Annotated in this window: 24 protein-coding genes and 2 pseudogenes; 8 read left to right on the top strand and 18 right to left on the bottom strand. The window is 68.3% G+C overall.

The features are described 5' to 3' along the window. Positions 1 to 73: 73 nt before the first annotated feature. On the bottom strand, positions 74 to 1615 hold the full coding sequence (gene miaB, locus ACFWUR_RS11455; protein ID WP_378905567.1) for a tRNA (N6-isopentenyl adenosine(37)-C2)-methylthiotransferase MiaB: 1542 nt from the start codon (positions 1613 to 1615) through the stop codon (positions 74 to 76). Positions 1616 to 1856: 241 nt separating this feature from the next. Here miaB and ACFWUR_RS11450 point away from each other — a divergent pair, with 241 nt between their 5' ends. The 4 genes from ACFWUR_RS11450 (at position 1857) to ACFWUR_RS11435 (ending at position 5113) form a co-directional block, all read left to right on the top strand. Further along, positions 1857 to 2585 (top strand): amino acid ABC transporter ATP-binding protein, encoded by a 729-nt coding sequence (locus ACFWUR_RS11450; RefSeq protein ID WP_378905805.1) that lies wholly within the window; start codon positions 1857 to 1859, stop codon positions 2583 to 2585. Between the two features lie 37 nt (positions 2586 to 2622). Further along, on the top strand, positions 2623 to 3459 hold the full coding sequence (locus ACFWUR_RS11445; protein WP_378905564.1) for a glutamate ABC transporter substrate-binding protein: 837 nt from the start codon (positions 2623 to 2625) through the stop codon (positions 3457 to 3459). 92 nt (positions 3460 to 3551) lie between these two features. Further along, positions 3552 to 4223 carry an amino acid ABC transporter permease gene (locus ACFWUR_RS11440; protein WP_378905561.1) on the top strand — a complete coding sequence of 224 codons (672 nt, stop codon included), beginning with the start codon at positions 3552 to 3554 and terminating at the stop codon, positions 4221 to 4223. Continuing rightward, positions 4220 to 5113: an amino acid ABC transporter permease gene (locus tag ACFWUR_RS11435; RefSeq protein ID WP_378905558.1), complete on the top strand. Its 894-nt coding sequence runs from the start codon at positions 4220 to 4222 to the stop codon at positions 5111 to 5113. The genes ACFWUR_RS11440 and ACFWUR_RS11435 overlap by 4 nt, the downstream gene beginning before the upstream one ends. A 71-nt stretch (positions 5114 to 5184) precedes the next feature. Here ACFWUR_RS11435 and ACFWUR_RS11430 read toward each other — a convergent pair whose 3' ends face one another. From ACFWUR_RS11430 to ACFWUR_RS11380, 11 genes and pseudogenes are all read right to left on the bottom strand, one after another. Continuing rightward, complete coding sequence (locus ACFWUR_RS11430; RefSeq protein ID WP_378905555.1) at positions 5185 to 6045, bottom strand: 3-hydroxyacyl-CoA dehydrogenase; 861 nt, start codon at positions 6043 to 6045, stop codon at positions 5185 to 5187. A 174-nt stretch (positions 6046 to 6219) separates the two neighbouring features. Further along, a complete protein-coding gene (locus ACFWUR_RS11425; RefSeq protein ID WP_378905552.1) occupies positions 6220 to 7200 on the bottom strand; it encodes a glycine betaine ABC transporter substrate-binding protein in 981 nt (326 codons plus the stop codon). After that, a complete protein-coding gene (locus ACFWUR_RS11420) occupies positions 7197 to 7970 on the bottom strand; it encodes an ABC transporter permease (protein WP_378905803.1) in 774 nt (257 codons plus the stop codon). The genes ACFWUR_RS11425 and ACFWUR_RS11420 overlap by 4 nt, the downstream gene beginning before the upstream one ends. A gap of 271 nt (positions 7971 to 8241) precedes the next feature. Continuing rightward, positions 8242 to 9411, bottom strand: coding sequence for an ATP-binding cassette domain-containing protein (locus tag ACFWUR_RS11415; RefSeq protein WP_378905549.1), 1170 nt, complete (start codon positions 9409 to 9411; stop codon positions 8242 to 8244). Beyond that, on the bottom strand, positions 9404 to 10054 hold the full coding sequence (locus ACFWUR_RS11410; RefSeq protein WP_378905801.1) for an ABC transporter permease: 651 nt from the start codon (positions 10052 to 10054) through the stop codon (positions 9404 to 9406). The genes ACFWUR_RS11415 and ACFWUR_RS11410 overlap by 8 nt, the downstream gene beginning before the upstream one ends. 234 nt (positions 10055 to 10288) lie before the next feature. Continuing rightward, positions 10289 to 10447, bottom strand: a pseudogene (locus tag ACFWUR_RS11405) (recombination regulator RecX); the annotation flags it as partial. Between the two features lie 174 nt (positions 10448 to 10621). Further along, positions 10622 to 11068: pseudogene (locus tag ACFWUR_RS11400) on the bottom strand (regulatory protein RecX); the annotation flags it as partial. Positions 11069 to 11573: 505 nt separating this feature from the next. Continuing rightward, positions 11574 to 12611, bottom strand: coding sequence for a recombinase RecA (gene recA, locus ACFWUR_RS11395; RefSeq protein WP_378905546.1), 1038 nt, complete (start codon positions 12609 to 12611; stop codon positions 11574 to 11576). Between the two features lie 171 nt (positions 12612 to 12782). Further along, complete coding sequence (locus tag ACFWUR_RS11390) at positions 12783 to 13232, bottom strand: nuclear transport factor 2 family protein (protein WP_378905543.1); 450 nt, start codon at positions 13230 to 13232, stop codon at positions 12783 to 12785. Positions 13233 to 13253: 21 nt separating this feature from the next. Continuing rightward, positions 13254 to 14141 (bottom strand): pyridoxamine 5'-phosphate oxidase family protein, encoded by an 888-nt coding sequence (locus ACFWUR_RS11385; protein ID WP_378905540.1) that lies wholly within the window; start codon positions 14139 to 14141, stop codon positions 13254 to 13256. A gap of 33 nt (positions 14142 to 14174) precedes the next feature. Then, entirely contained in the window at positions 14175 to 14636 is a 462-nt protein-coding gene (locus tag ACFWUR_RS11380) for a VOC family protein (RefSeq protein ID WP_378905537.1), read from the bottom strand. 129 nt (positions 14637 to 14765) lie between these two features. Here ACFWUR_RS11380 and ACFWUR_RS11375 point away from each other — a divergent pair, with 129 nt between their 5' ends. Beyond that, complete coding sequence (locus ACFWUR_RS11375) at positions 14766 to 15281, top strand: CGNR zinc finger domain-containing protein (protein WP_378905534.1); 516 nt, start codon at positions 14766 to 14768, stop codon at positions 15279 to 15281. 10 nt (positions 15282 to 15291) lie between these two features. On the opposite strand, the gene ACFWUR_RS11370 is transcribed toward ACFWUR_RS11375, so the two are convergent. From ACFWUR_RS11370 to ACFWUR_RS11360, 3 genes are all read right to left on the bottom strand, one after another. Beyond that, positions 15292 to 16524 carry a phosphotransferase gene (locus ACFWUR_RS11370; protein ID WP_378905531.1) on the bottom strand — a complete coding sequence of 411 codons (1233 nt, stop codon included), beginning with the start codon at positions 16522 to 16524 and terminating at the stop codon, positions 15292 to 15294. A gap of 7 nt (positions 16525 to 16531) precedes the next feature. After that, a complete protein-coding gene (locus ACFWUR_RS11365) occupies positions 16532 to 16723 on the bottom strand; it encodes a DUF3046 domain-containing protein (RefSeq protein WP_378905528.1) in 192 nt (63 codons plus the stop codon). A gap of 164 nt (positions 16724 to 16887) precedes the next feature. Then, complete coding sequence (locus tag ACFWUR_RS11360) at positions 16888 to 18039, bottom strand: glycosyltransferase (RefSeq protein ID WP_378905525.1); 1152 nt, start codon at positions 18037 to 18039, stop codon at positions 16888 to 16890. A gap of 118 nt (positions 18040 to 18157) precedes the next feature. On the opposite strand from ACFWUR_RS11360, the gene ACFWUR_RS11355 reads away from it, so the two are divergent. Beyond that, positions 18158 to 18715 carry an HD domain-containing protein gene (locus tag ACFWUR_RS11355; protein WP_378905522.1) on the top strand — a complete coding sequence of 186 codons (558 nt, stop codon included), beginning with the start codon at positions 18158 to 18160 and terminating at the stop codon, positions 18713 to 18715. Positions 18716 to 18762: 47 nt separating this feature from the next. Here ACFWUR_RS11355 and ACFWUR_RS11350 read toward each other — a convergent pair whose 3' ends face one another. Then, positions 18763 to 19473 carry a PIG-L deacetylase family protein gene (locus ACFWUR_RS11350; RefSeq protein WP_378905519.1) on the bottom strand — a complete coding sequence of 237 codons (711 nt, stop codon included), beginning with the start codon at positions 19471 to 19473 and terminating at the stop codon, positions 18763 to 18765. Between the two features lie 23 nt (positions 19474 to 19496). Further along, on the bottom strand, positions 19497 to 19664 hold the full coding sequence (locus ACFWUR_RS11345) for a hypothetical protein (protein ID WP_378905516.1): 168 nt from the start codon (positions 19662 to 19664) through the stop codon (positions 19497 to 19499). Between the two features lie 160 nt (positions 19665 to 19824). Between ACFWUR_RS11345 and ACFWUR_RS11340 the strand changes: the two genes are divergently transcribed. Next, a complete protein-coding gene (locus ACFWUR_RS11340) occupies positions 19825 to 20520 on the top strand; it encodes a maleylpyruvate isomerase family mycothiol-dependent enzyme (RefSeq protein ID WP_378905514.1) in 696 nt (231 codons plus the stop codon). 65 nt (positions 20521 to 20585) lie between these two features. Beyond that, positions 20586 to 22079: a carboxylesterase/lipase family protein gene (locus ACFWUR_RS11335; RefSeq protein WP_378905511.1), complete on the top strand. Its 1494-nt coding sequence runs from the start codon at positions 20586 to 20588 to the stop codon at positions 22077 to 22079. Positions 22080 to 22126: 47 nt separating this feature from the next. Here ACFWUR_RS11335 and ACFWUR_RS11330 read toward each other — a convergent pair whose 3' ends face one another. Further along, positions 22127 to 23017 (bottom strand): hypothetical protein, encoded by an 891-nt coding sequence (locus tag ACFWUR_RS11330; protein ID WP_378905508.1) that lies wholly within the window; start codon positions 23015 to 23017, stop codon positions 22127 to 22129. Between the last annotated feature and the right edge of the window lie 210 nt (positions 23018 to 23227).

The following is a 23227-nucleotide window of genomic DNA, read 5'->3' as shown; positions in this document are numbered from 1 at the left end:
CATGCCGCGACCTCCGGCTCGCTCGGGCGGTCTGCGTAGTCCCGCTCCGCCATCGCCTCCGACCGCCGACCGCTCACGACTGGCAGCCCGTGGCGCAGCCGCTCTCGACCGCTTCGACGACCACCGGTGCGCCGATTCGGGGCAGTCCGAGTCCGACGCCGATCGGTGCGGTCTTGGGCGTGATGCCCCGTTCGTGGGCGTCGCCGGCGGTCGTGCGTCGATGCGACTTCACCGCGCTGTCGGCGATGAGGTGATGCGGGGCCGCTTCGGTGATGTCGACGGTGACGATGTCGCCCGGACGGATACCGGTCACGTCACCGGGCCGGAAGTGCACCAGCCGACCGTCGCGCGCACGTCCACTCATCCGCGCGGTCACCGCGTTCTTCTTGCCCGCGCCCTCGGCGACGAGCAGTTCCACCTCGGTGCCGATGAGCGCCTGATTGTTCTCCCAGGAGACCTGGTCCTGCAGCGCGATCAGCCGTTCGAACCGCTCCTGCACGACCTCCTTGGACAGCTGGTCGGGCAGCTCGGCGGCCGGGGTGCCGGGACGCTTGGAGTACTGGAAGGTGTAAGCGCTGGTGAAGCGGGCTCGGCGGACCACGTCGAGGGTCTCGAGGAAGTCCTCCTCGGTCTCGCCGGGGAAGCCGACGATGATGTCGGTGGTGATCGACGCGTGCGGCATCGCGGCCCGCACCTTGTCGATGATGCCGAGGAAGCGTTCCTTGCGATAGGAGCGGCGCATCGCCTTGAGCACCCGGTCCGAACCCGACTGCAGCGGCATGTGCAGCTGCGGGCAGACATTGGGGGTGGCCGCCATCGCCTCGATGACGTCATCGGTGAACTCCGCGGGATGCGGGGAGGTGAACCGCACGCGTTCGAGACCCTCGATCTGCCCGGTCGCGCGCAGCAGTTGCGCGAAGGCGCCCCGGTCGCGTGGCTGTTCGGGATCGACGAAGTTCACGCCGTAGGAGTTCACGTTCTGACCGAGCAGCGTCACCTCGAGCACACCCTGGTCGACCAGCGCCTGCACCTCGGCGAGCACGTCGCCGGGGCGGCGGTCCACTTCCTTGCCGCGCAGCGAGGGCACGATGCAGAACGTGCAGGTGTTGTTGCAGCCCACCGAGATCGACACCCACCCCGCGTACGCCGACTCGCGCTTGGCGGGCAACGTCGACGGGAACGCCTCGAGCGATTCGAGGATCTCGACCTGAGCGGTCTCGTTGTGCCGGGCACGCTCGAGCAACACCGGCAGCGAGCCGATGTTGTGGGTGCCGAACACCACGTCGACCCACGGCGCCTTGCGCACCACGGTCTCGCGATCCTTCTGCGCCAGACACCCGCCGACAGCGATCTGCATGCCGGGGCGAGCCTGCTTCACCGGGACCAGCTGACCGAGGGTGCCGTAGAGCTTGTTGTCGGCGTTCTCGCGCACCGCGCAGGTGTTGAACACCATCAGATCGGGCGTCTCCCCGGTGGCGGCTTTCGTATAGCCCGCGTCCTCGAGCAGCCCGGACAGGCGTTCGGAATCGTGCACGTTCATCTGGCAGCCGAAGGTCCGTACCTCATAGCTGCGTGTAGGCGCGCTCTCCGTCGCGTTCTGAACCGTCGAATCCACCTGCCCAGGGTACGGGCAACCCGTACTGTGACGCACATCACGCCGGTAAACGCGGGATAATACGCAAAGGTAACGGGAACCCATCGGGTTACCAGCAGGTGTCGTCTCGGCGTGCCGTCACGGCAAGTCTTCGAAAGCCGGGCAATTCTCCAGAATGGACATAAGGTTTCTCACCATGACCGACGACGCCGCACCCGCCACTGGGAACGCCGACGCCGCAGCCACCACCGCTGCTCCGCCGATGATCTCGATGCGCAACGTGGACAAACACTTCGGTGAGCTCCATGTCCTGCGCGATATCCACCTCGAAGTCCCCCGTGGGCAGGTCGTGATCGTCCTGGGCCCGTCGGGTTCGGGGAAATCGACCCTGTGCCGCACCATCAATCGCCTCGAACCGATCGACTCCGGTGACATCGCCATCGACGGCGTCGCGCTGCCCGACGAGGGCAAAGCGCTCGCCGCGCTGCGCGCCGAGGTGGGCATGGTCTTCCAGTCGTTCAACCTGTTCGCGCACAAGACCATCCTCGAAAACGTCATGCTGGCGCCGACGAAGGTGCGCGGGAAGAAGAAGGACGAGGCACGCAAGCACGCGATGGCCTTGCTCGAGCGCGTCGGCATCGCCAACCAGGCCGACAAATACCCGGCCCAACTCTCGGGCGGTCAGCAGCAGCGGGTGGCGATCGCCCGCTCGCTGGCGATGGACCCCAAGGTGATGCTGTTCGACGAGCCGACCTCGGCGCTGGACCCGGAGATGGTCAACGAGGTGCTCGACGTGATGGTGGCACTGGCCAAAGAGGGCATGACCATGCTCGTGGTCACCCACGAGATGGGCTTCGCGCGGCGGGCGGGCGATCGCGTGTTGTTCATGGCCGACGGTGAGATCGTCGAGGACGCCGCGCCCGAAACGTTCTTCACCGCACCGAAATCCGAACGCGCCAGGGACTTCCTCGGCAAAATTCTCAGTCACTGACTCGCAGCACCATTTGTCACCAAGGAGAAGGAAAACCATGAGGATCAATCGTGCGATGCGCGTCGGAATCGGCGCAGCGGCACTGGTAATGGCAGCCACCGTCACCGCGGCCTGTGGCGGCGGTAGCGACCAGTCGGCCCTGGACAATGCCAAGGACGGCAAGCTGACCATCGGCATCAAGTTCGACCAGCCGGGTCTGGGTCTGCGCAACACCGACGGCACCTACAGCGGCCTCGATGTCGACGTGGCCAACTACGTCGCCGACAAGCTCGGCGTGCAGCCGGAGAACGTCACCTTCAAGGAAGCGCCGTCGGCGCAGCGCGAGACGTTGATCGAGAACGGCCAGGTCGACTTCATCGTGGCCACCTACTCGATCACCGACACCCGCAAGGAGAAGGTCGATTTCGCGGGCCCGTACTACATCGCGGGCCAGGACCTGCTGGTTCCCGCGGCCAACACCGACATCACCGGCCCCGATTCCCTCGCGGGCAAGAAGGTCTGCTCGGTGAAGGGCTCCACCCCCGCCCAGAACATCGAGAAGAACTACACCCAGGCGCAACTGCAGACCTACGACACGTATTCGCTGTGCATCGAGGCGATGCGTAGCGGTGCGATCGACGCCGTCACCACCGACAACGTGATCCTGGCCGGTTACGCCGCCCAGTCGCCGGGCACCTTCAAACTGGTGAACAAGACCTTCACCACCGAGAAGTACGGCATCGGCCTGAAGAAGGGCGATACGGAGCTTCGCACCAAGGTCAACGACGCCATCCAGGCGATGATCGATGACGGTTCGTGGAAGGCCGCCCAGGAGAAGAACTTCGCGGGTACCGGTTTCGCGGTTCCGGCGCCGCCGACCGTCGACCGCTACTGATCAACCACTGACCTTCGGTGGCCCGGGGATTCCCGGGTCACCGATGCGGTGTTGTCCCGCTGACCTTTACACCGATCGGAGGACGCGCGTCCGTGTTCGACCTGATCTCGACGTATCAATCCCGAATCCTCGATGCGTTCTGGGTAACAATCAAACTCACCTTCTTCTCGGCGATCGGTGCGCTCGTCATCGGTACCGTCGTCGCCGGCATGCGCGTGTCGCCGATCCCGGTCGCGCGCTGGGTCGGCGCGGCGTATGTGTCCATATTCCGCAACACCCCGCTCACCCTGATCCTGGTGTTCACCTCGATCGGTCTCTACACCACTCTCGGGTGGACGCTGGGCAGCGATGACATCAAGGTCATCAACTACCGCTGGGCCATTATCGGCCTCAGCGTCTACACCGCGGCCTTCGTGTGCGAATCACTGCGCTCGGGCATCAACACCGTCGCGCTCGGTCAGTCCGAAGCAGGACGTTCACTGGGCTTCGGATTCGCCCAGAACCTCCGGCTGATCGTGCTGCCCCAGGCCTTTCGCGCGGTGATCGCGCCCCTGGGCAGCGTGCTCATCGCGCTGACCAAGAACTCCACGGTCGCCTCGGTCATCGGCGTGGTCGAAGCGGCGTACTTGATGAACGAGATGATCGACAGAGAGGCCGCGCTACTCGCGATCGGTGCGATCTTCGCGCTCGGCTTCGTCATCCTCACCCTGCCGACCGGCTTGTTCTTCGGCTGGCTGGCCAAGCATTACGAGGTAGCACGATGAGCAGCGCTTCGGTCCTCTTCGACGCTCCCGGGCCCCGCGCGCGGCTGCGTCACAACCTGTACTCGGTCTTGGTCGTCGTGGCGCTAGTCGGCGGCGGCTGGTGGCTCTACGACGCGTTCGCAGAGAAGGGCCAGTTCACGGCGGCCAAGTGGGAGCCGTTCCTCGACTCCCAGGTGTGGGAGACCTATATCCTGCCGGGCCTGCAAGGCACGCTCACCGCGGCCGTGCTCTCGATCATCGGCTCGGTGATCTTCGGCATGATCTTCGGGATCCTGCGCCTGTCGGACCACGCGTGGGTGCGCGGGGCGGCAGGCACGGTCGTCGAGCTCGCCAGGGCGATCCCGGTGCTGATCCTGATGATCTTCCTGTTCGCGATGTTCGCTGACTACAGCCTGTTCCCGTCCGAGCAGCTCGCGCTGGCCGCGGTGGTCATCGCACTGATCATCTACAACTCGGCGGTCATCGCCGAGATCGTACGGGCGGGTATCAAGTCGCTGCCCAAGGGCCAGACCGAGGCCGCGGTGGCGCTGGGTCTGCGCAAGAACCAGGTGATGCGGCTGATCCTGCTCCCGCAGGCCGTCACCGCGATGCTGCCCGCGCTGGTGTCGCAGATGGTCGTCGTCCTCAAGGACACGGCGCTGGGTTATCAGATCACCTATGTGGAGCTGGTGCGGTCCGGTGCGCAGATCGGCGCGTCGTTCTCGAACCCGATCCCCGCACTGATGGTCGTCGCGGTGCTCATGATCTCGCTCAACATGGCGCTGAGCTTCCTGGCCACCACCCTGGAGAAGCGTTTGCGGGCGCGGAAGAAGGGCGGCGGTGGCGCTGTGCTGGCCGCCGACTCGATCCTCACCGACGCCGCGCCCGGCGTCGACATCCGCAAGAAGTAGACCGAGACCGGCGGTGGGGCCCGATCCGATCGGATCGCGCCCCACCGCTGTCGGTACGGGGTCGAGCTGGACTACGCGGGGTAGCTGTAGAAGCCCTCGCCGGTGGCGACGCCGAGCTTGCCCTTGTCGATGTAGTTCTCCTTCAGCCACGACGCGAGCTTCTTGTGGGCGTCGCTGCCGTTGTTCAGGATGTTGTACGGAGTGGTCAGGCCGACGATGTCGAGGATCTGGAACGGGCCCATGGGCGCGCCGGTGGCGATGCGCCAGGTTTCGTCGACAGCGGCCGGTTCGGCGTATCCGCCCGCGGCGAGCTCGATGCCGGAATTGAGGAACGGCACCAGCAGCGAGTTGAGGACATAACCCGCCTTCTCCTTGTGCAACTCGATCGGCACCATGCCGATGGCCTTCGCGAACTCGACCACCGCGGCGAACACCGCCGGGTCGGTCCGCTCGGTGCCCATCACCTCGGCGGTGTTGAACTTCCAGACGTGGTTGGCGAAGTGCAGCGCCAGGAATCGATCGGGGCGGCCGGTGTAGTCGACGATATCGCTGGGCAGCAGCGTCGAGGAGTTCGTCGCGAACACGGTGCGTTCGGGCGCGAGCGCACCGAGCTTGCCGTACAGGTCGCGCTTGAGGTCGAGCACCTCCGGTACCGCCTCGATGATCAGGTCCGCCTCGGCGGCCGCGGTGGCCAGGTCGGCGGTGAGGGTGATGCCCGCCGCGGTCGCTGTGGTGTTGCTCGCGTCGGCGCCCGCCACGTCCTGCTGGTACACCGTGGCGAGTCCGTCGAACCGGGTGCGCGCGGCGGTGAGCGCCGCGTCGTCGATGTCGTAGGCGGTGACGTCGAACCCGTGGAACGCGCTCTGGAAGGCGATCTGGGATCCGAGCACTCCCGTCCCGAGAACAGTCACCTTGCGGAATTCGATGGTCATGCGTCGGCCTCCCAGTCTGGAAGCGGATCCCCACGCCGCTCCGCGTATCGGTTTCCGGTGTTGTTCACCGCCGTCCATCATGGCCCGGGAAGCTGAGGCGGTGATGTGAGCGACCCCCGCGTTTCGGACATCTCGGGCGCGATGTCGTAACAGTTCAGCAAACGCCGCAATGGTTCAGCCTGCGGTGACCAGACCCTCGGTGACCATCCAGTCGCGAGCCACGTCGGCCGGTTCGCGGCCGTCGATGTCGACCTGGCGATTGAGCTCGGTGATCACCTCGTTGGTGAGGCGGGCCGAGATCGGGGACATCACCTCAGCGACCTGGGGATGAGCGTCGGCGAAGTCGCGGTGCATGACCAAGGCGGCGTTGTACTTCGGGAAGAAGGCCTTGTCGTCTTCGAGGAGCACCAGTTCGAGTGCGGGGATGCGACCGTCGGTGGCGGCGACCGAGCCGAATCGACACTGGTTGGCGTCGGCGGTGGCCTGGTAGACGAGCGCGTCCTGGACGATCTGGCGTTGGGCCTTGCCGAGATCGATCCCGTAGGCGCCTGCCAGGCCGGGATAGCCGTCCGGGCGGACGTTGAACTCGGTGCCGACGCAGGTGGTCGCGGCGCCGGGATCTTTCGCGACGAGATTCGCGTAGTCCGTCAGCGTGCGTACCCCGGTCTCCTCGGCGTAGCCCTTGCTCGTGACGAGGGCGTAGGTGTTGTTCATCGGCGCCATCGCCGCCCAGACCATGTCGTGTTCGGCGAGATCGGCGTCACGGACCGCCTCGAACTGGGCCGCCTCGGTCGGGATCGGCTTCTCCTTGCCGAGATAGTTGATCCAGCCGGTGCCGGTGTAGTCGTAGGCGATGTCGATCTGGCCGTTGAGTTGCGCGTCGCGCAGGCTGTTGGAGCCTTGGATATTGGTGAGGTCGCGCACGTTCGCGCCCGCGGCGGTCAGCGCGAATTCGATCATGTAGCCCAGGATGTTGGCCTCGGTGAAGTCCTTGGAGCCCACCGTCACCGCGACGCCTTCGAGTTCGGGGACGGGCCTGATGCTGCCCGGGCCCACGGGCAGCGGCACCGAGCCACCCGACTGCAGGCCGCAACTCGCGAACACCAGCACGATCAGGATCGGGGCGAGCCCGCGCAACAATCGGGTGAACCTCACCGCAACCCCCTCGGCCCGAGGAACTGTTCGGCCAGCGCACCGAGCCAGTCGACGAACAGGGCCAGCGCGACGGCGAGTACCGCGCCGAGCGTCAATGTCACGGTGTCGCGCAGTTTGTAGCCGGTGTCGATGAGAATGCCGAGTCCGCCCGCGCTCACCATGAACGACAGGGTGGCGGTGCCGACGGCCAACACCAGCGAGGTCCGCAGGCCCGCCAGGATGTAGGGCACAGCGAGGGGAAATTCGATGCGGCGCAACACCAGTCCCGCCGACATGCCCTGTCCCCTGCCCGCGTCGATCAGTGCGGGGTCGACCTGTTGGTAGCCCAGGATCGTATTGCGCAGCACCGGGAGCAGCGAGCAGAACGCGATGGGCGCGACACCCACCCAGAACCCGGTGGTGCGGGTGATCAGGTAGCACAGCACGATCAGGCCGATCGCCGGCGCCGACGCCCCGATATTGGCGATGCCGACGAACAGTGGTGCGAGGCGCCGGAATCGGGACCTGGTGAGCAATGTCCCCAACGGTACGGCCAGCACCACGACGATGAGCACCACCGCCGCCGTGATCAGGATGTGCTGCCAGGTCACCTGGGCGATATTGCTCACGCTGATGCTGGCTTGCTGAGTGACGGTCAGGTCGCGCCGGAACGCCCAGACGAGCACACCGGCGGTGAGGATCACCACGATGACGGGCTGGGCCAGCAGGCGCAGGAATTCGGCACGGCGCTGCGTGGCGGGGGCGGCGGACGCCGCGGGGACGTCGACGATCGAACGGGGCGCAACCGACACAGTATTCGTCACAGCACTGCCCCCCGCACCTGGTAGTCGCCTGATTCGGGAACTCGGGCTGCTCCGCATCGAGACACCGCGGGCGCGGACGTGGCTGCACAGGATGGCGGGCCGACGGCGATGCGCGCACTCGCCGCACCCCGAAGAGCGGAGCCCGAAACGATCTCCGGGATCTCGAGCCCGAATCTCCGAGGATTCCGGCTTGTCCGGACGACGGTCGGTCGGCGGGTGGCGCGATGCGGCGCGGCTGTCATGCTGTTGCCGTTTCGGTCGCGGCGAGGTGGCTGATCAGGGTGTCGACGGTGACTGTCCCGGTGTAGGTGCCGGTGTTGTCGACAACGACGGCGGAGGCGGTGCGTTCGGTGAGAAGCGCCGCGAGTGCGTCCTGCAGGGTCGCGTCGGCGGGCAGGGTGACACCGATCGGGGTGCCGAGCTCGCGCAGCGAATCCGCGTGGGCGAGTTCGGCTGCCGTGACTCGGCGCAGCGGGCGGCGCTGCTCGTCGAGGACGATGCCCCAGGTTCGGTCCGTCTCGCGCAGCGCGGTGCTCACCGCGACCGGGGTGGAGTCCATCGCGGCGGTGACGCCCTGGTCCAAGTCCATGTCGGCCAGGACCGTGAGGCCGAGGCGGTCGATGGTGGCGGTGGCGCCGACGAACCCGGCGACCGTCTCGTCGGCCGGGGCCGCCAGGATTGCGGCGGGAGTGTCGTACTGCAGGATGCGGGAGCGGTCGCCGAGCACGGCGATGCGATCGCCCAGCTTCACCGCCTCACCGAAGTCGTGGGTGACGAAGACGATGGTCTTGCCGAGCTCGCTTTGCAGGCGCAGCAATTCGTCCTGCAGGAGCCCACGGGTGATCGGGTCGACCGCCCCGAACGGCTCGTCCATCAGTAGCACCGGCGGGTCGGCCGCCAGCGCCCTGGCAACTCCCACGCGCTGCTGCTGCCCACCGGAGAGCTGGCGGGGGTAGCGGTGGCGATAGGTGTCGGGGTCGAGGCCGACGAGGGTGAGCATCTCGTCGGTGCGCTCGGCGGTACGGCGGCGGTCCCAGCCGAGCAGGCCGGGCACCGTGGCGATGTTCTTGGCGACGGTCATGTGCGGGAACAGCCCGGCCTGCTGGATCGAATAACCGATGCCGCGGCGCAATTCGTCGGCGTCGATCGCACCCGCGTCGCGCCCGCCGATGGTGACGGTGCCCGAGGTGGGTTCGATCAGCCTATTGATCATCCGCATGGTGGTGGTCTTGCCACAGCCGGACGGGCCGACCAGCACCACGATCTCCCCGGCCGGGATGGTCATGGAGACCTCGTCGACCGCCGGTTCGGGCTGTTCGGGATAGCGCTTGGTGACCCGGTCGAGGACGATCTCGACCCCGGAGACCGTGGACGCGGTTGCCGCCTTGGTGGTTTCGATGTCAGTCACGGATTCCCCTCGGAATAGTGAGCCGTCCGAGCAGAACCAGGACGCCGTCGAGAGCGAGTGCGAGCACGACGATGAGGACGGTGCCGGTGAGCGCCTGCGGCACCGCATTCGGGCTACCCAAGCGTGAGAGGCCGGAGAAGATCACGTTGCCCAGGCCGGGCCCTTTCGCATAGGCCGCCAGTGCCAGGATTCCCATGATCATCTGGGTGCTGACCCGCATGCCGGTGAGAATCGACGGCCAGGCAAGGGGCAGTTCTATCTTGGTCAGCAGGCGAAACCGGTTCATGCCGACACCGCGTGCGGCATCGGTGACCGCTGGATCCACCGACGACAACCCGAGCACCGTATTGCGCAGGATCGGCAACAGCGCGTAGAGCACCAGAGCCACGATCGTCGGCCCGACACCGAGCCCGAGGAACGGAATCAGCAACCCGAGCAACGCGAACGAGGGCACCGTCAGAATCGCCCCCGCCATCGCGGTAGCGGCAGCGGACCCGAGCGGACTTCGATACACGAGCACACCCAGCGCCACCGCGATCAGAGTGGCGAGCACCAGCGATTGCACCACCGCCGACACGTGCAGATAGGAATCGACCAGCAACTGTTCGCGCCGGTTCACTACGAACGACCACAACGCGTCCAGGGTCAACCTCCCCGTCGTTCGGCGGCCGCCTGCGGCCCTGCTCCCCGGTTTTCCCACCCACATCAGGGTGAAACATCGGCGATCCCACATCGCAGCGCTTCACTGACGCGACGAATCAGCCTGCGCGAAAACATGTTTCACCGGCGCGATCATCCTACGCGCCGCCGAGTACCCCCGTGGGAATTTCCGAGCCTCGAAGTCGACCGGCGGGTGTGGCCGCCGCTGCCGCAGTGCTCATCTGCGCGCCTGCGCCAGTTCGGCTTTCACCACCGCGAAGGCCGTAGCCGAGCCGTAGCCGCGACGGGCGAGCATGTCGACCAGGCGGCGGGTGGCTTTGGCTGGGTCCAGATCGGCAGGCATGGAACGGAGTTTGCGGCGAACCAGGTCGATCGCGGCTTGTTCGTCGCCGGGCGTCGGCCTGCGCGCGGTATAGCCCGGAGAAGCGTCCGATTCCTCGCCGGGGGTTTCACCCGCCGCGATTTCTGATCCGCCCTCGGGCTCCCCCGCCGAAGCCTTCGCGCGGACCGTCCTGACCTCGACGGGAATGCGCTCGAAGCCTGCCTCGTCCAGTTCGGCGGTGACGACGGCGAAGGCGGTGGATTGGTCGTAGCCGCGACGGGCGAGCATGCCGACGAGGCGGCGGACTGCCCTGTCGCGGTCTGTGTCCGCGGGCAGGGTGCGGAGTTTGCGCCGGACCAGGTCGGCGGCACGGGCATGTTCGGCGTCGTCGGTGACCATCGACAGTGCCTGCTCGGCATCACCGGGGGCGACGCCCTTCTCCCGCAGCTCACGCTGGAGAGCCTTCTTGCCCCGACCGGAGTAGGTGTGGCGTTCGTGCACCCACTGTTCGGCGAAGGAGGCGTCGTTGATCAGTCCCACTTCGGTGAACCGTTCGAGGGCGGCCGCTGTCACCTCGAGGCGGAACCCCTTCTCGCCGAGGCGCTTCTCCAGTTCGGCGCGGCTGCGAGCGCGCACCGACAGCAAGCGCAGGCACACGTCCTTGGCCTGTTCCAGCGTCGCATCGGGACGGTCGCCCGCGGCGAGCCGGCGTGTGCCGGCCCGCCTGTCGGGCTCTCCCGGCTGGGATCCGGCCGCCACCGGATCCGCCTGCCGTCCGTCGTCACCACCGACGACGGTCGACAGGGAGACTTCGTCGCGCCGCGCGGACCTACGTTCGCGTCGTGCGCCGCGGGGTCGTCGCCGACCCTCGCTCCCCCACTCTTCATGATCATCGCCAACCCGCGCAGCGAAATGCGGTGGTTTGTCACCATCGGTGAATCCGGTCGGGTGCGCGCGCTGCGGATCGCCCGCACCCGACCGAATCCTCTCCGCGTCCGGGTCGGCTCGCTTGTCACGAGCCGACCGGACGAGTTCATCGGCCGCTCCCCTGCCCCGACCCGCCACGGGCATCACCGGCTCCGGCTCGACCTCGATTCCGAGGCGAGCCAGCTGCCTGCGCATCTGTTCGACCGGGTCGGCCGAATCGCGGTGGCCGCCGGGGCTCGGCGTGGTCATCGGCTCAGAAGTCGGCGGGCGCGTCGGCCTCGGCGGTCAGTACGGCGCCGATGCCCAGCTTCTCCTTGATCTTCTTCTCGATCTCGTCGCACACGTCGGTGTTCTCCAGCAGGAACTTGCGGGCGTTCTCCTTGCCCTGGCCCAGCTGGTCGCCCTCGTAGGTGTACCAGGAGCCGGACTTGCGGACGAAGCCGTGCTCGACACCCATGTCGATGAGCGAGCCTTCCCTGGAAATGCCGTGGCCGTAGAGGATGTCGAATTCCGCCTGCTTGAACGGCGGGGCGACCTTGTTCTTGACGACCTTCACGCGGGTACGGTTGCCGACCGCGTCGCTGCCGTCCTTGAGGGTCTCGATGCGACGCACGTCCAGGCGCACGGAGGCGTAGAACTTCAGCGCCTTACCACCGGTGGTGGTCTCCGGCGAGCCGAACATGACACCGATCTTCTCGCGCAGCTGGTTGATGAAGATCGCGGTGGTGCCGGAGTTGCTGAGCGCACCGGTCATCTTGCGCAGCGCCTGGCTCATGAGACGGGCCTGCAGACCGACGTGGCTGTCACCCATCTCACCTTCGATTTCCGCGCGCGGCACCAGGGCTGCGACGGAGTCGATGACGAGGATGTCGATAGCGCCGGAGCGCACCAGCATGTCGGCGATCTCCAGTGCCTGCTCACCGGTATCGGGCTGGGAGACCAGCAGCGCGTCGGTGTCGACGCCCAGCTTGCGGGCGTAGTCGGGATCGAGGGCGTGCTCGGCGTCGATGAAGGCGGCGACACCGCCCGCGGCCTGGGCGTTGGCGACGGCATGCAGCGCGACGGTGGTCTTACCCGAGGATTCCGGGCCGTAGATCTCCACGACGCGACCGCGCGGCAACCCGCCGATACCGAGCGCGACGTCGAGCGCGATGGAGCCGGTCGGGATGACTGCGATCGGCTGGCGGGTCTCCTCACCGAGACGCATGACCGCGCCCTTGCCGAAGCTCTTCTCCACCTGGGCCAGTGCCAGTTCCAGCGCTTTGTCGCGATCGTAGGCCTGCGGTGCCATGATGTGTGCCCCTTCTCGAGGTGAGTGTCTCTCTGGTTGGCGCCCACAGTAGAGGCCGGCACCGACAAGTTCTGGCGCCCAGGTTAGTCGAACACCCATTCGAGTCAAGCGACGCGCCCACCGACACGCGAAGCAGCCGTTCAGGCCGGCAATCCACCAGCGAAACCGGCCTCAGTGCTGCGGCAGCACCGAGTCGTCGCCCTCGGCGCGTGGCCCGAAGATCCGTCGCTGCGCTTGTTCGATCCGCACATCGTTGATACTGGCCTCGCGCCGCGCCATCCGCCCGTCCGCCGCGAACTCCCACTGCTCGTTGCCGTAGCTGCGCCACCACTGCCCCGACTCGTCGTGCCATTCGTACTGGAAACGCACGGCGATGCGGTTGTCGTGGAAGGCCCACAGATCCTTGCGCAGCGCGTAACCGTTCTCGATCGACCACTTGCGCGTCAGGAAGTCGACGATCGCGGCATGGCCGGTGAAGAATTCGTCGCGGTTGCGCCATACCGAATCCTCGGTGTACGCGGCGGCGACCCGCTCGGGATCCCTGGCGTTCCAGGCATTTTCGGCGGCGAGCACCTTCGCGCGCGCGGAGTCGAGGTCGAAGGGTGGCAGCGGTGGTCGCATGGGGGATGGCTTTCGGTGTGATCAGGGGTTGTTCGGGGAGAGTTCGGGCGGCCCCCAGCGCACGGCGAGCGCACCGGGGCGTTCGATCACCTCCTCGACGATGAAGTCGACGGCGCATTGCGCGCCGGCGGTGAATGCCGCCGCATCCCAGACCAATTCGGCCCGGCCGGTGAGTTGCAGCAGCGCACCGGTCGACCAATCGGCGACGAGCAGTCCGCAGCGCGGTTGCACCGCGAGGTTGCCCAATGTCATGAACATCGAGTTGCCGCGGTAGTCGGGCCAGCGCAGCCGAGTCGGTGAGAGTACCTGCAGGAAACCCGGATTGCCGCCGCGGTGCGAGGCGTCGGCGTGCCCGTCGCCATCGGCGGTGGCCACGAAGAACGTATCGGCGGCACCGACCATCTCGATCGCGGCGCTGGTCAGCACACTGCCACGCCGTTCCGGGCCGGAGGGCCCGGTTGCGATCACCTCGCGAATCTGTCTGCGTGAGATGTACTTCGGGCAATTCGCGTAGACCTGTTCGGTGACGATCCGCAGCCCACCGCCGCGCACCGCCGCCGTGCCGTTGACGCGCATCCGCCTGCGGCGCTGCGGCTGCAGGGCGATCAGCCCGACCTCCACGTCACCCGACAGCGCCCCCGACAGCGGATCAGCCGTCGCGGGCAGCGTGTCGATGTCGATGGTCGTGTCGTCGACCGCGTGCACGAACCCGGCGGGACCGGTGAGCGGACTCGCCCACAAACGCCCCGCCGGATCGGCGGCGCCGAGCACCACCATCGACTGCTCGGCCAGGAAGGACGCGGCGACCGCCGGAATCCCGGTCCGGATCGAACGGCCGACCCGGGCGGCCGTCTCGGCCTGCCCCATCCGCTGCTGCACGGCCAACTCTCCGGCGTGAAACATCCTCATCCTCCCAGTCGATGACCTGACAGCGCTCGCGCGTCAGAAGAATCCGCAGGTCGGGGCAGGTCCGGCCGGTGCGGGTGCGGTGGCGGCGCTCAGCGGGGCGAAGACCTCGAGCCGAATGCCGTCGGGATCAGCGAAGAAGATGCCACCGGAGGACGCCCCCTCGCCGTGGGCGACCACACCGTCGTGGAAGAACTCGGCATCGATCGCACGCAGCGCCGACTCGACCACGCGCACCGTGTCGACATCGTCGACCTGGAACGACAGGTGATGCAGGCCCGGCGTACTGGTGGAGAATTCGCCACTGCTCTGCTGCCACAGCGTGAGCACCAGCGCACCGCCCCGGCCGAGGAAGGCCCAGCGCCGCTCCCCGTCGGCGCCGCTGCCGAGCTGTTCGAAGCCGAGGCCACGGCGGTAGAAGTCGACGGACCGGTCGAGATCGGCGACGTTGAGTCCGATGTGGCCGGTGGTGAGCACGGGTGCGGCGACGGTGGTCATGGTTTCCTCCTGGAATTTGTAACTGCCTATCGGATGTTGAACAGTTAGAACATAGAATGAGGTCACCCACTTCGTCAACCCTTGAAATGCTTTTAGATAGTTAGGAGGGTCGTGTTGCTAACCTCGGGCATGCGCGATCCCCGTCCGCACCCCGGCGAACCCCCCGCTCTCGATCTGCTCAACACCCGGTGGGCGGGCGCGGAACCCGGCGACCTGCTCACCGATCCAGACGGGCTGCGCACGTGGCTGGAGCTCATCGGACTCGCCGATCGCGTACCGGTCGACGACCACGCCCTCACCGCGCTGCACACCGCCCGCGATGCCGTGCACGACGCCGTCACCCGCGCCGATCACACCGCGCTGAACCGGGTTCTCGATCACGGGCGGATCCGCCGCGAACTCACCGACGAGGGCCCGCGCGACATCCCCGAGGTCGACGACCCGGCATGGTTACCCGGCTGGCTCGCCGCCGACAATCTGCTGCACCTGATCGCCGAGGCGCCACATCGGATCCGCCAGTGCGCGCATCCCGACTGCGTCCTGTTCTTTTACGACACGTCCAAGAACGGCACCCGCCGCTGGCATTCGATGGCGACCTGCGGCAACCGCACCAAGGCCGCGCGCCACTACGCCAAGACCAGTTGAGAAGCGGTCCTCAGAACAGTTCGTCGAGCAGCCGGTAGTAGTCCAGCGCGGCACGATCGGGTTGGGTCGGACCGTAGGCGGCGTAGAAGGCCGCGACCGCCTCGGGGCCGAAGTCCTCGGCCAGGTCGCGCTCGGCCAACGCCAGGTCGCGATGACGATCGCCGCGCCCCAGTGCCGCGACATCGATCAGCAGGCCGTCGGCGAGCACATTGCCCGGCGTGAAGTCGCCGTGCGTGACGACCAGGTCTTCGGTGGCCGGGCGCTGTTGGCGGAGTCGAGCGAGAATCGCCTCGGGCGAGAGGTCCCGGTGATCGTCGTCGAAATCCGCTGCGTCGACAAAGCCTTCGACCACGTTGCGATGAGCCCGCGCCAGGGTGACCTCGAGGCCACCGTCGAAGGGGCACTGCGCCACCGGAAGCTCGTGCAACGAACGCAGGGTCTGACCCATCCGCGTGCCGACTGTGACGGCGTCGATCGAATCAGCTTCTGCGGCAAGTGAACCGACCGCGGCATCGACGAGGACGAGGACGTCTTCGGCGAACCCGGCCACCTGCGGCACCGCGATCCCGTGGTCGCGCAGCCAGCTCAGCCGTTCGTACTCGGCCACCGCCCGCGGGCCACGTTTGATCCAGTACCCGCCCGACCGCACCAGATTCCCGCCACGCCCCTCGTGCTCTTGCGACCATGCGGGCACCGGCCCGAGTAGGGTCTCGATCACCGGCGGAAGTGGAAGGGCCAGCTCGTCGAGGTGGTCCAGGGCGGCGCGGGTGGATTCGATGAGTTCGGAGTCGCCGTCGACCACCCGCAGCCGCATGGCCTCCTCGAGCAGCTCACGCGCCTGCCGCGGTCGATGCTGTTCGGCCAGCGACTTGCCCAGGTGGTGGGCGGCGAAGGAGACCAGGTCGGGGTAGCGCGCGCGGCTGGCGTGCAGGGCACGGCGGTACAGGATCTCGGCGTGCGACGGTTCACCCTGATACCGGTAGACGTCGGCCAGATTGATCCAGACGGTGATCCGGCGCTGCTCGGTATCGGCCAGTTCGAGGGCCTGGTCGAGCCGATCGAGGGCCTCCTCGTAGCGCCCGAGCAGCATCAACGCGATGCCGAGCCTGCGCAGGCCGGGAAAATCGTCGGGGTCGGCGAGGGCGACCCGGGCCGCGAGGGTCTCGGCGTCGACCGGGATCATCCGCAGCCGCTCGTCGAACCGGTAGGGGCGGGTGTCCGAGTTCTGCGCTGTCACGGCCATCGCCCGATCACCACCGGTTCGGCGGCACGTCGAAGTCGGCACACAACGCTCGCCACACGTCGCGTGGGTCGACGCCGCTGTCGATCGCCACCGCCCCCGTGCGCCCCCACCGGGGTATCACGTGATCGGTCAGCATGGCGTCGGCGCGCGCCACGCCGAACTCGGTGTGCATCAGCTCCTGGAATTCGGTCAATCGCACGTTGCCCAAGATACTCGCGCCGGGCGACCGCCGACAGGGCCCCGCTCGGCCCACCTCCCCCACCTCGGCGAACCCGCACCTGCGCGGTGTCCACTGCCGGCGATGACCCAGCGGCCCGTCCCCGCAACGGCCAGACACGCGCGGCGGGCCCGGCCGACGACGAACTACCGCTTCGCGGCGTCGTGACAGATCTGCACCGGGTCCTCGACCTCCGCCAGGCCGTCGCAGGCGTGGCGGGCCGCTTCGGCGTAGGCGGGATCGTCGAGGACCTGCCGCACCGCAGCGCCGACCGCCTCGGGAGTGAGTGGGCGCACGAGCACCGAACTACCTTGTCGCACCGCACGATTGGCGAGCTCCCACTGATCACCGCCACCGGGAACGGTGACCACCGGCACACCGGCGGCCAACGACTTCGCGAGCAGGCCGTGTCCGCCGCCGCCGACGACGACCGCGGCATGGGTGAGCAACTCGTCCTGGCGGCCGAGGCCGGCGGTGACCCAGTCGGGCAGCTCCGCGGGCGGGGTGTCCAGGGTCGAGATGGCCGCGCGCACACCGAGTCCGGCCAAACCGGACACGACGACATCGACCATGTCGGCGACGCCGGTGTGCGCGGTCGACGGCGCCACCATCACCAGCGGGGCATCGCCGGGCGGCAGCGAAAGGACGGCGTCGGTGGGTTCCCACAACAGCGGTCCGACAACGTGGGTGTCGGCGGGCCAGTCGGGGCGGTCCATCTCCAGCGCGGGCAACGTGGCGATCAGGCGCGCGGTGGGACCGGGGTCCTCGGCGGGCAGGCCGATGGTCTGGCGGGCCGCGGAGCGCTGACGGTGGCCGTGCCGGACCGCGCGCGCGGTCATCGTGCGCAGCACCCCGTCGCGCATCCGGCCTCGCACGCCTTCGCCCGGCGCGAGGCCGCTGCCGATCGGTGGGAGGGCCCTCGAGGGCAGATACAGCGGGTGCGGGGACAGTTCCACCCACGGCAGCCCCATGCGTTCGGCCGCCATGCCGCCACCGGCGGTGAGCACGTCGGAGACGATCAGGTCGGGCAGCATCGCGCTGAGTTCGGGCAGGTTCTCGGTGGCGATATGGGCCGCGCGCTCGTGGATCCGGGCGCCCGCGTCGGTGTCGTCGTCGGTGGGGCGCGGCGCGAGGCCCTTGAGCTTGCGCACGCTGATCCCCGCGGAGCGTGCCTTGTCGAGCCATCTCGGCCCGGTGAACAACACGGGCTCGTCCCCCGCGGCCAGCAATCGCAGACACAGCGCGATCGCGGGAAACGCATGCCCTGGATCGGGCCCGGCCACCACTGCTATTCGCATCCGCCCACCCTGCCATACCCCCAGGCCGCGCCCACCTCGTACGAGCCGAACCACGGTTTCTGCGCTACCTTTCCGACCGGCGCACCACAACGTCGAGCCGAACCACAGGAGCGAGCACATGCCGGACCCCGGTATCGACACCGTCGACGACCTGTTCGCGCTACTCGAGCAGTGCGCCGACGCCTGGGACACCGCGGACCGCACCGGCGACCCCGTCGACATCCTCGATCATGATCGTCAGTGCGCGCAGTTGTTGCTCCGCGACTTCCCCGATGACGAAGAACTCCAGGTGGCGGGCCTGCTGCACGATATCGGGCACGTCCTGGTCCCCGGCGACGACGCCGGACACGGCACGCACGGCGCGGAGGCGGTGCGTGGGCTGCTCGGCACCCGGGTAGCCCGCCTGATCGAACTGCACGTGACCGCGAAACGATTTCTGGTGGCCACGGATTCGGTACACGCGAATGCTCTGTCGGCGTCGAGCCGGCGCACACTGCTCGCGCAGGGCGGACCGATGACACCCGCCGAGGCCGAGTCCTTCCGCGCTGACCCCGATTTCACCGCGGCCTCGGCCCTGCGCAGGGCTGATGACGCGGGCAAGGTGGTCGGCCTACCAGTGATGCCGCTGGCAGACTGGCGACCTCTGGTCGAACGTGTCGCCGCCCGCGGACGCTGACACCACCCGGCCCGAAACGGCAGTCGGCCCCAGATCGCGGCGCTCGCTCAGCCCGCGAAGGTGAACAGTTCGAAGCCGACGGCGTGTTCGGCGGGGAACCCTTCTTTCGGACCCGTTGCGAAGGTGACGATGTCGCGCACCTGCTCCGGCACCGGCACCGGGCTCAGCACCTGCAGATAGCGCCGGTGCGCCGACAGCGACGCGCGGGCCTGCTCCAGATGAGCACTCACATCGACAGCGTGGGTGACGACCGGGCCCACGACGGCCGCCCAGCGCGCCGACCAGGGTGGCAGATCAGCGATCTCGGGGAAGATCCACTCGTTGCCCGCGTCGGAGACGGCGTCCATCGCCGACCGGCCGACGGCCCGGTGATCGGCGCTGTTGACCACCCCCGGGGCCCAGGTATCGCCGAAGTTGAACAGCACCACCATCTCCGGGCGATGTCTGCGCAGCGCGGCGGCCAGTTCGCGGCGCAGGGTGAGACCTTCCTCGATGCGACCGTCGGGATGGTCGAGGAATTCGACGGTGTGCACGCCGACTTCGCGGGCGCCCGAGATCTCCTCGATCTCGCGCAACGGCGCGGCCTGGGCGGGCGGCATCCCGGCGATCCCCGCCTCGCCGCGCGTGACGAGCAGATAGCGAATGTCCTTGCCCTGCCCCGTCCATCGCGCGACCGCCGCCGCGGCGCCGTATTCGATGTCGTCGGGATGGGCGACGATCACCAGACCGCGCTGCCAGTCCTCGGGTACCTGTTCCACACCGCCATGCTAACCGCCGACGACTAGCTGATCGGCGTCTTGTCGCTGCTCGACATCGCCTTGTACAGCAGGTACACGCCGGTGCCGATCGCCGCGATCACCAGGATGGGCATCAGCGCCTCGATCAGTGCGCCGAGAATCCAGAACGCGATCACCGCGACCACGACGATGCCGATAACTTTCAGAACCATAATGTGACTCCTCGCCAGCTTCTTCGACCGCCGTGCAGCGATCCGACTCCTTCGATGCTCCCACTTCGCAGCCGATAGATCACCAGGTCAGCACCGATATCCGGGTGAAGATCAGGGTTCACCCCGAGATCGTGGACCCGGCACGGCTACCGTGATCGACATGGATTTCCTGGCGTTGCTCTGTGCGAAGCTCACCACCTTCGGTGAGCTCCTCACTCCCGACACCGATCTCGACGCGCCGGTGCCCTCGTGCGGCGACTGGACGTTCTACGACCTCGTCGACCATGTCGGGCGCGGCAATCTGTGGGTAGTCACCGCGGTGACGGAACTGCGCGGCGACGGCGAGGGCGAGCCCGGGCCGAAAGACCCCGAATCCCTGCGGGAGTGGTACGAAACGACCGCCGACGCCGTGGTGACCGCGCTGTCCGCCGACGAAGATCAGCAGGCCTGGACCTTCACCCGAACCATGCCGCGCACCGTCGGCTTCTGGCGCCGCCGCCGCGCCCACGAGACGATCGTGCACCTGTGGGACGCACAGAACGCGCTCGGCACGGCCGAGCCGTTGGACCCCGATCTCGCCGCGGACGGCATCGACGAGGTTTTCGAACTCTTCGCGCCCCGGATGATCCACCGCGGCCTGGCGGTCGAACCGGAGGTGGCGTTGCGCCTGCGTGCCACCGACACCGACACCACCTGGACCTACGGCCCCGACGAGCCGGTCGCTGAGCTCGCAGGCGCCGCGTCGGACCTGCTCCTGGCCCTGTGGGCGCGTAAATCCGGCGCCGAGGCGGAGTTCACCTGGGATGGTGACCGCGCCGCGGGCGCGCGCGTGCTGGCCGGTCCGCTCGTTCCCTGAGCAAACGACCGGCGGGGTCGCGCACGAGCGTCCATAATCGGGGCTCACCGCGTAGGAGGACTTCCATGGAACCCATCGTCACGATCACGAGCGGTGCGGTCCGCGGCCACACCGAGGCGGGCGTCACCCGCTTCCTCGGAGTGCCGTACGCGGCAGCGCCGGTCGGGCCGAAACGCTTCCAGCTGCCGCGAGCCTTCCCCGCCTGGGACGGCGTGCGCGAGGCGACCCGGATGGGGGCCACCTGCGCACAGGCGCCCTATCCCGCACCGATCCACGCTCTGATCGGCAGCGACGGCATCCCCGGCGACGAGTACCTCAACGCCAATGTGTGGACGCCCGATCCCGGCGCTTCGGGCCTGCCGGTGCTGGTGTGGATCCACGGTGGCGCGTTCGTCCGGGGGTCCAACGCACGAACGATCTACGACGGCACCGCGTTCGCGCGCGACGGCGTGGTCATGGTGGGGATCAACTACCGCCTCGGGGTGTCGGGATTCGCCGAGATCGAGGGCGCACCGTCGAACCGCGGGCTGCACGACCAGATCTTCGCGTTGGGCTGGGTGCGCGAGAACATCGCCGCCTTCGGCGGAGACCCGGACAATGTGACGATCTTCGGTGAGTCCGCGGGCGCGATGAGTGTGGCGGCGTTGATCGCGGCGCCACAGACAGCCGGGTTGTTCCGCCGGGCGATCATGCAGAGCGGCAACGGTGTCGTCGCCGCCGATGCCGAGGACGCGCGCACGGTGTCTGCCGCACTGGCCGCGGAGCTCGGAATCTCGGCTACCGCGGCGGACTTCGGCGCTCTGGGCCCCGACGAGTTGCGCACCGCGCAGAATGCCGTCGCACTGGCTGTGATGACCGACCCCGATCCCGAGCGGTGGGGCCACTCGGTGATCCAGTTGGGCGGCGGCATCATGAGTCTGTTCCCGGTGGTCGACCACGACATCGTCGAAGGCTCGCCCACCGAGGTGCTGCGCGCGCATCCGGACCGCGCGGTGCCCCTCATCGCGGGTACCACCGCCGACGAGTTCCGCTTCTTCACCGTCCCGACCGGCCTCGCCGCCGCCGTCACCGCCGACACCCTGCCCTTCGTCCTCGCCCGCTACGGCATCGATCTCGCTGTCGCCCAGACCTATTCGACCGAGCGTCCCGATGCCTCCCCCGCCGAGATCTTCAACGCCATCCTCACCGATAGGACCTTCCGCGCGGGCACCTACGACTTCGCCGAGGCCAACGCCATCACCGCCCCCACCCATGTCTACGAATTCGCCTGGCCCACAACCATTCCCGGCCTGGGCGCCTGTCACGTCCTGGAAGTTCCGTTCGTCTTCGACACCATCGACGAGGCCCACTCCCTCACCGGGCCCACCCCGCCCCAGACCCTGGCCGACGAAATCCATGCCGCCTGGGTCCGTTTCGCCACCGACGGCACCGCCGACTGGGCAGCGTTCACCGCGGCGGAGAAGAACGTCCGCATCTTCGATGCCCCGGAGTCGTCCACCGTCACCGACCCCCGCTCCGCCGAACTCGCCGCCCTCCGCGCGACCGTCACCCCGGCCTGAGCTGCGATCGGCATGCCCGGTGTCGCACCGGCGTGCCGACCGGCGGGTCAGGAGCCCGACGGCGAGGAGCCCCAGCGGGAGGAATCCGTTCCACCGGCGAACAGGTCGGGGCCCCGGTCGGCCATCTCGGCGAGGGCCTGGGCCCAGCCGTCGAGGCGGTCGGCGGCTTCGCGCAGGTCGGCGACGATGCCGTTGAACTGATAGGCGACCACGGTGTCCTCGGGGACGGCGAGGATGCGCGCCGCGGCGGCGACCAGTTGTTCGTATTCGACCACCCCGGTTTCCAGGCGGGTGAGCACACCGACGACGGTGGCTTTCAGCGCGGCGACGGTGTCGGGATTGGCGCGACCGACCGTGTCGGCGGCCTGTTCCATGGCGACGACGTCGGCGGCGAGCGCGTGCAGGGCGGCCGCGCCGGAGCGAGCCGTCTCGAGCAGGTCGCGCAATTCGTCGTCGGGGAGACGGCGGGTGCGCCCGATCTGGGCGCCGAGCTCGTACAGCGCCCGTTCGGCGCGGATCAAGCGCTGGATCGGGGCACGCGCGGCCGACCGGAGGCCGGGTGATTTACGGGCGACGAAAGCGGCCTGGGGCAGGGGCTTACCGCGCAGCTCCAGATAGCGACGAGCGCTGAGGGCCGCACCGGTGACAAAGGCGACGGCACCGCCGCCGATCACCACGACCGCCCAAGCCGGCGCCGAGATCACGGCCAGCCCGACCGCGCCGACCGTGGTGATGCCGGAAGCGGTACCCAGCTGGAAACTCCGCCTGCGCGCCCGGCGCCGACGGCGCAGCTCGCGTTCGCGTGGGTCGGCCCAGCGCCGCACGGCGACCAGTGCCTGCTCGCCGACCCCACGCAGAGTCGCGGGCACCGAGCCGACCTGCGCGATCGTCGCCGGATCCACGATCTCGGCTCGCGCGCGCCGCCTGTCGCTGTTCATCCCCTCATCCTTCCACCGCTCGAGCACGCCCCGGGTCTCGATGCCGGCCATCCCAGCCCCGTACGACCCGACCTCGAGGAGTCCCGTCGCGCAGCGGCGATTCGCGGCGGGGGGGGGGGGGACGATCGGGCGCCGGCGGCCGGTGAGCTCTGAGGGCCCGGGGGGGGGTGGGGGTTGAGTGGGGGCGGGGGGGGGGGGGGTGGGGGGGCG

This window comes from Nocardia sp. NPDC058633 (assembly GCF_042717045.1).
GTDB lineage: Bacteria > Actinomycetota > Actinomycetes > Mycobacteriales > Mycobacteriaceae > Nocardia.
Note: the sequence above shows the minus strand (reverse complement) of the source record. Positions and strands in the feature narration are given on the sequence as shown.

Excerpts from the sequence above, each read along its gene's own strand:
- ACFWUR_RS11435 (WP_378905558.1), top strand. The coding sequence starts at position 4,220 with ATGAGCAGCGCTTCGGTCCTCTTCGACGCTCCCGGGCCCCGCGCGCGG.
- recA (WP_378905546.1), bottom strand. The coding sequence starts at position 12,611 with ATGGCACCGCAGGCCTACGATCGCGACAAAGCGCTGGAACTGGCACTG.
- ACFWUR_RS11390 (WP_378905543.1), bottom strand. The coding sequence starts at position 13,232 with ATGCGACCACCGCTGCCACCCTTCGACCTCGACTCCGCGCGCGCGAAG.
- ACFWUR_RS11355 (WP_378905522.1), top strand. The coding sequence starts at position 18,158 with ATGCCGGACCCCGGTATCGACACCGTCGACGACCTGTTCGCGCTACTC.
- ACFWUR_RS11445 (WP_378905564.1), top strand. The coding sequence starts at position 2,623 with ATGAGGATCAATCGTGCGATGCGCGTCGGAATCGGCGCAGCGGCACTG.
- ACFWUR_RS11380 (WP_378905537.1), bottom strand. The coding sequence starts at position 14,636 with ATGACCACCGTCGCCGCACCCGTGCTCACCACCGGCCACATCGGACTC.
- ACFWUR_RS11330 (WP_378905508.1), bottom strand. The coding sequence starts at position 23,017 with ATGAACAGCGACAGGCGGCGCGCGCGAGCCGAGATCGTGGATCCGGCG.
- ACFWUR_RS11370 (WP_378905531.1), bottom strand. The coding sequence starts at position 16,524 with ATGGCCGTGACAGCGCAGAACTCGGACACCCGCCCCTACCGGTTCGAC.
- ACFWUR_RS11340 (WP_378905514.1), top strand. The coding sequence starts at position 19,825 with ATGGATTTCCTGGCGTTGCTCTGTGCGAAGCTCACCACCTTCGGTGAG.
- ACFWUR_RS11360 (WP_378905525.1), bottom strand. The coding sequence starts at position 18,039 with ATGCGAATAGCAGTGGTGGCCGGGCCCGATCCAGGGCATGCGTTTCCC.
- ACFWUR_RS11430 (WP_378905555.1), bottom strand. The coding sequence starts at position 6,045 with ATGACCATCGAATTCCGCAAGGTGACTGTTCTCGGGACGGGAGTGCTC.
- ACFWUR_RS11345 (WP_378905516.1), bottom strand. The coding sequence starts at position 19,664 with ATGGTTCTGAAAGTTATCGGCATCGTCGTGGTCGCGGTGATCGCGTTC.
- ACFWUR_RS11385 (WP_378905540.1), bottom strand. The coding sequence starts at position 14,141 with ATGAGGATGTTTCACGCCGGAGAGTTGGCCGTGCAGCAGCGGATGGGG.
- ACFWUR_RS11450 (WP_378905805.1), top strand. The coding sequence starts at position 1,857 with ATGATCTCGATGCGCAACGTGGACAAACACTTCGGTGAGCTCCATGTC.
- ACFWUR_RS11335 (WP_378905511.1), top strand. The coding sequence starts at position 20,586 with ATGGAACCCATCGTCACGATCACGAGCGGTGCGGTCCGCGGCCACACC.
- ACFWUR_RS11375 (WP_378905534.1), top strand. The coding sequence starts at position 14,766 with ATGCGCGATCCCCGTCCGCACCCCGGCGAACCCCCCGCTCTCGATCTG.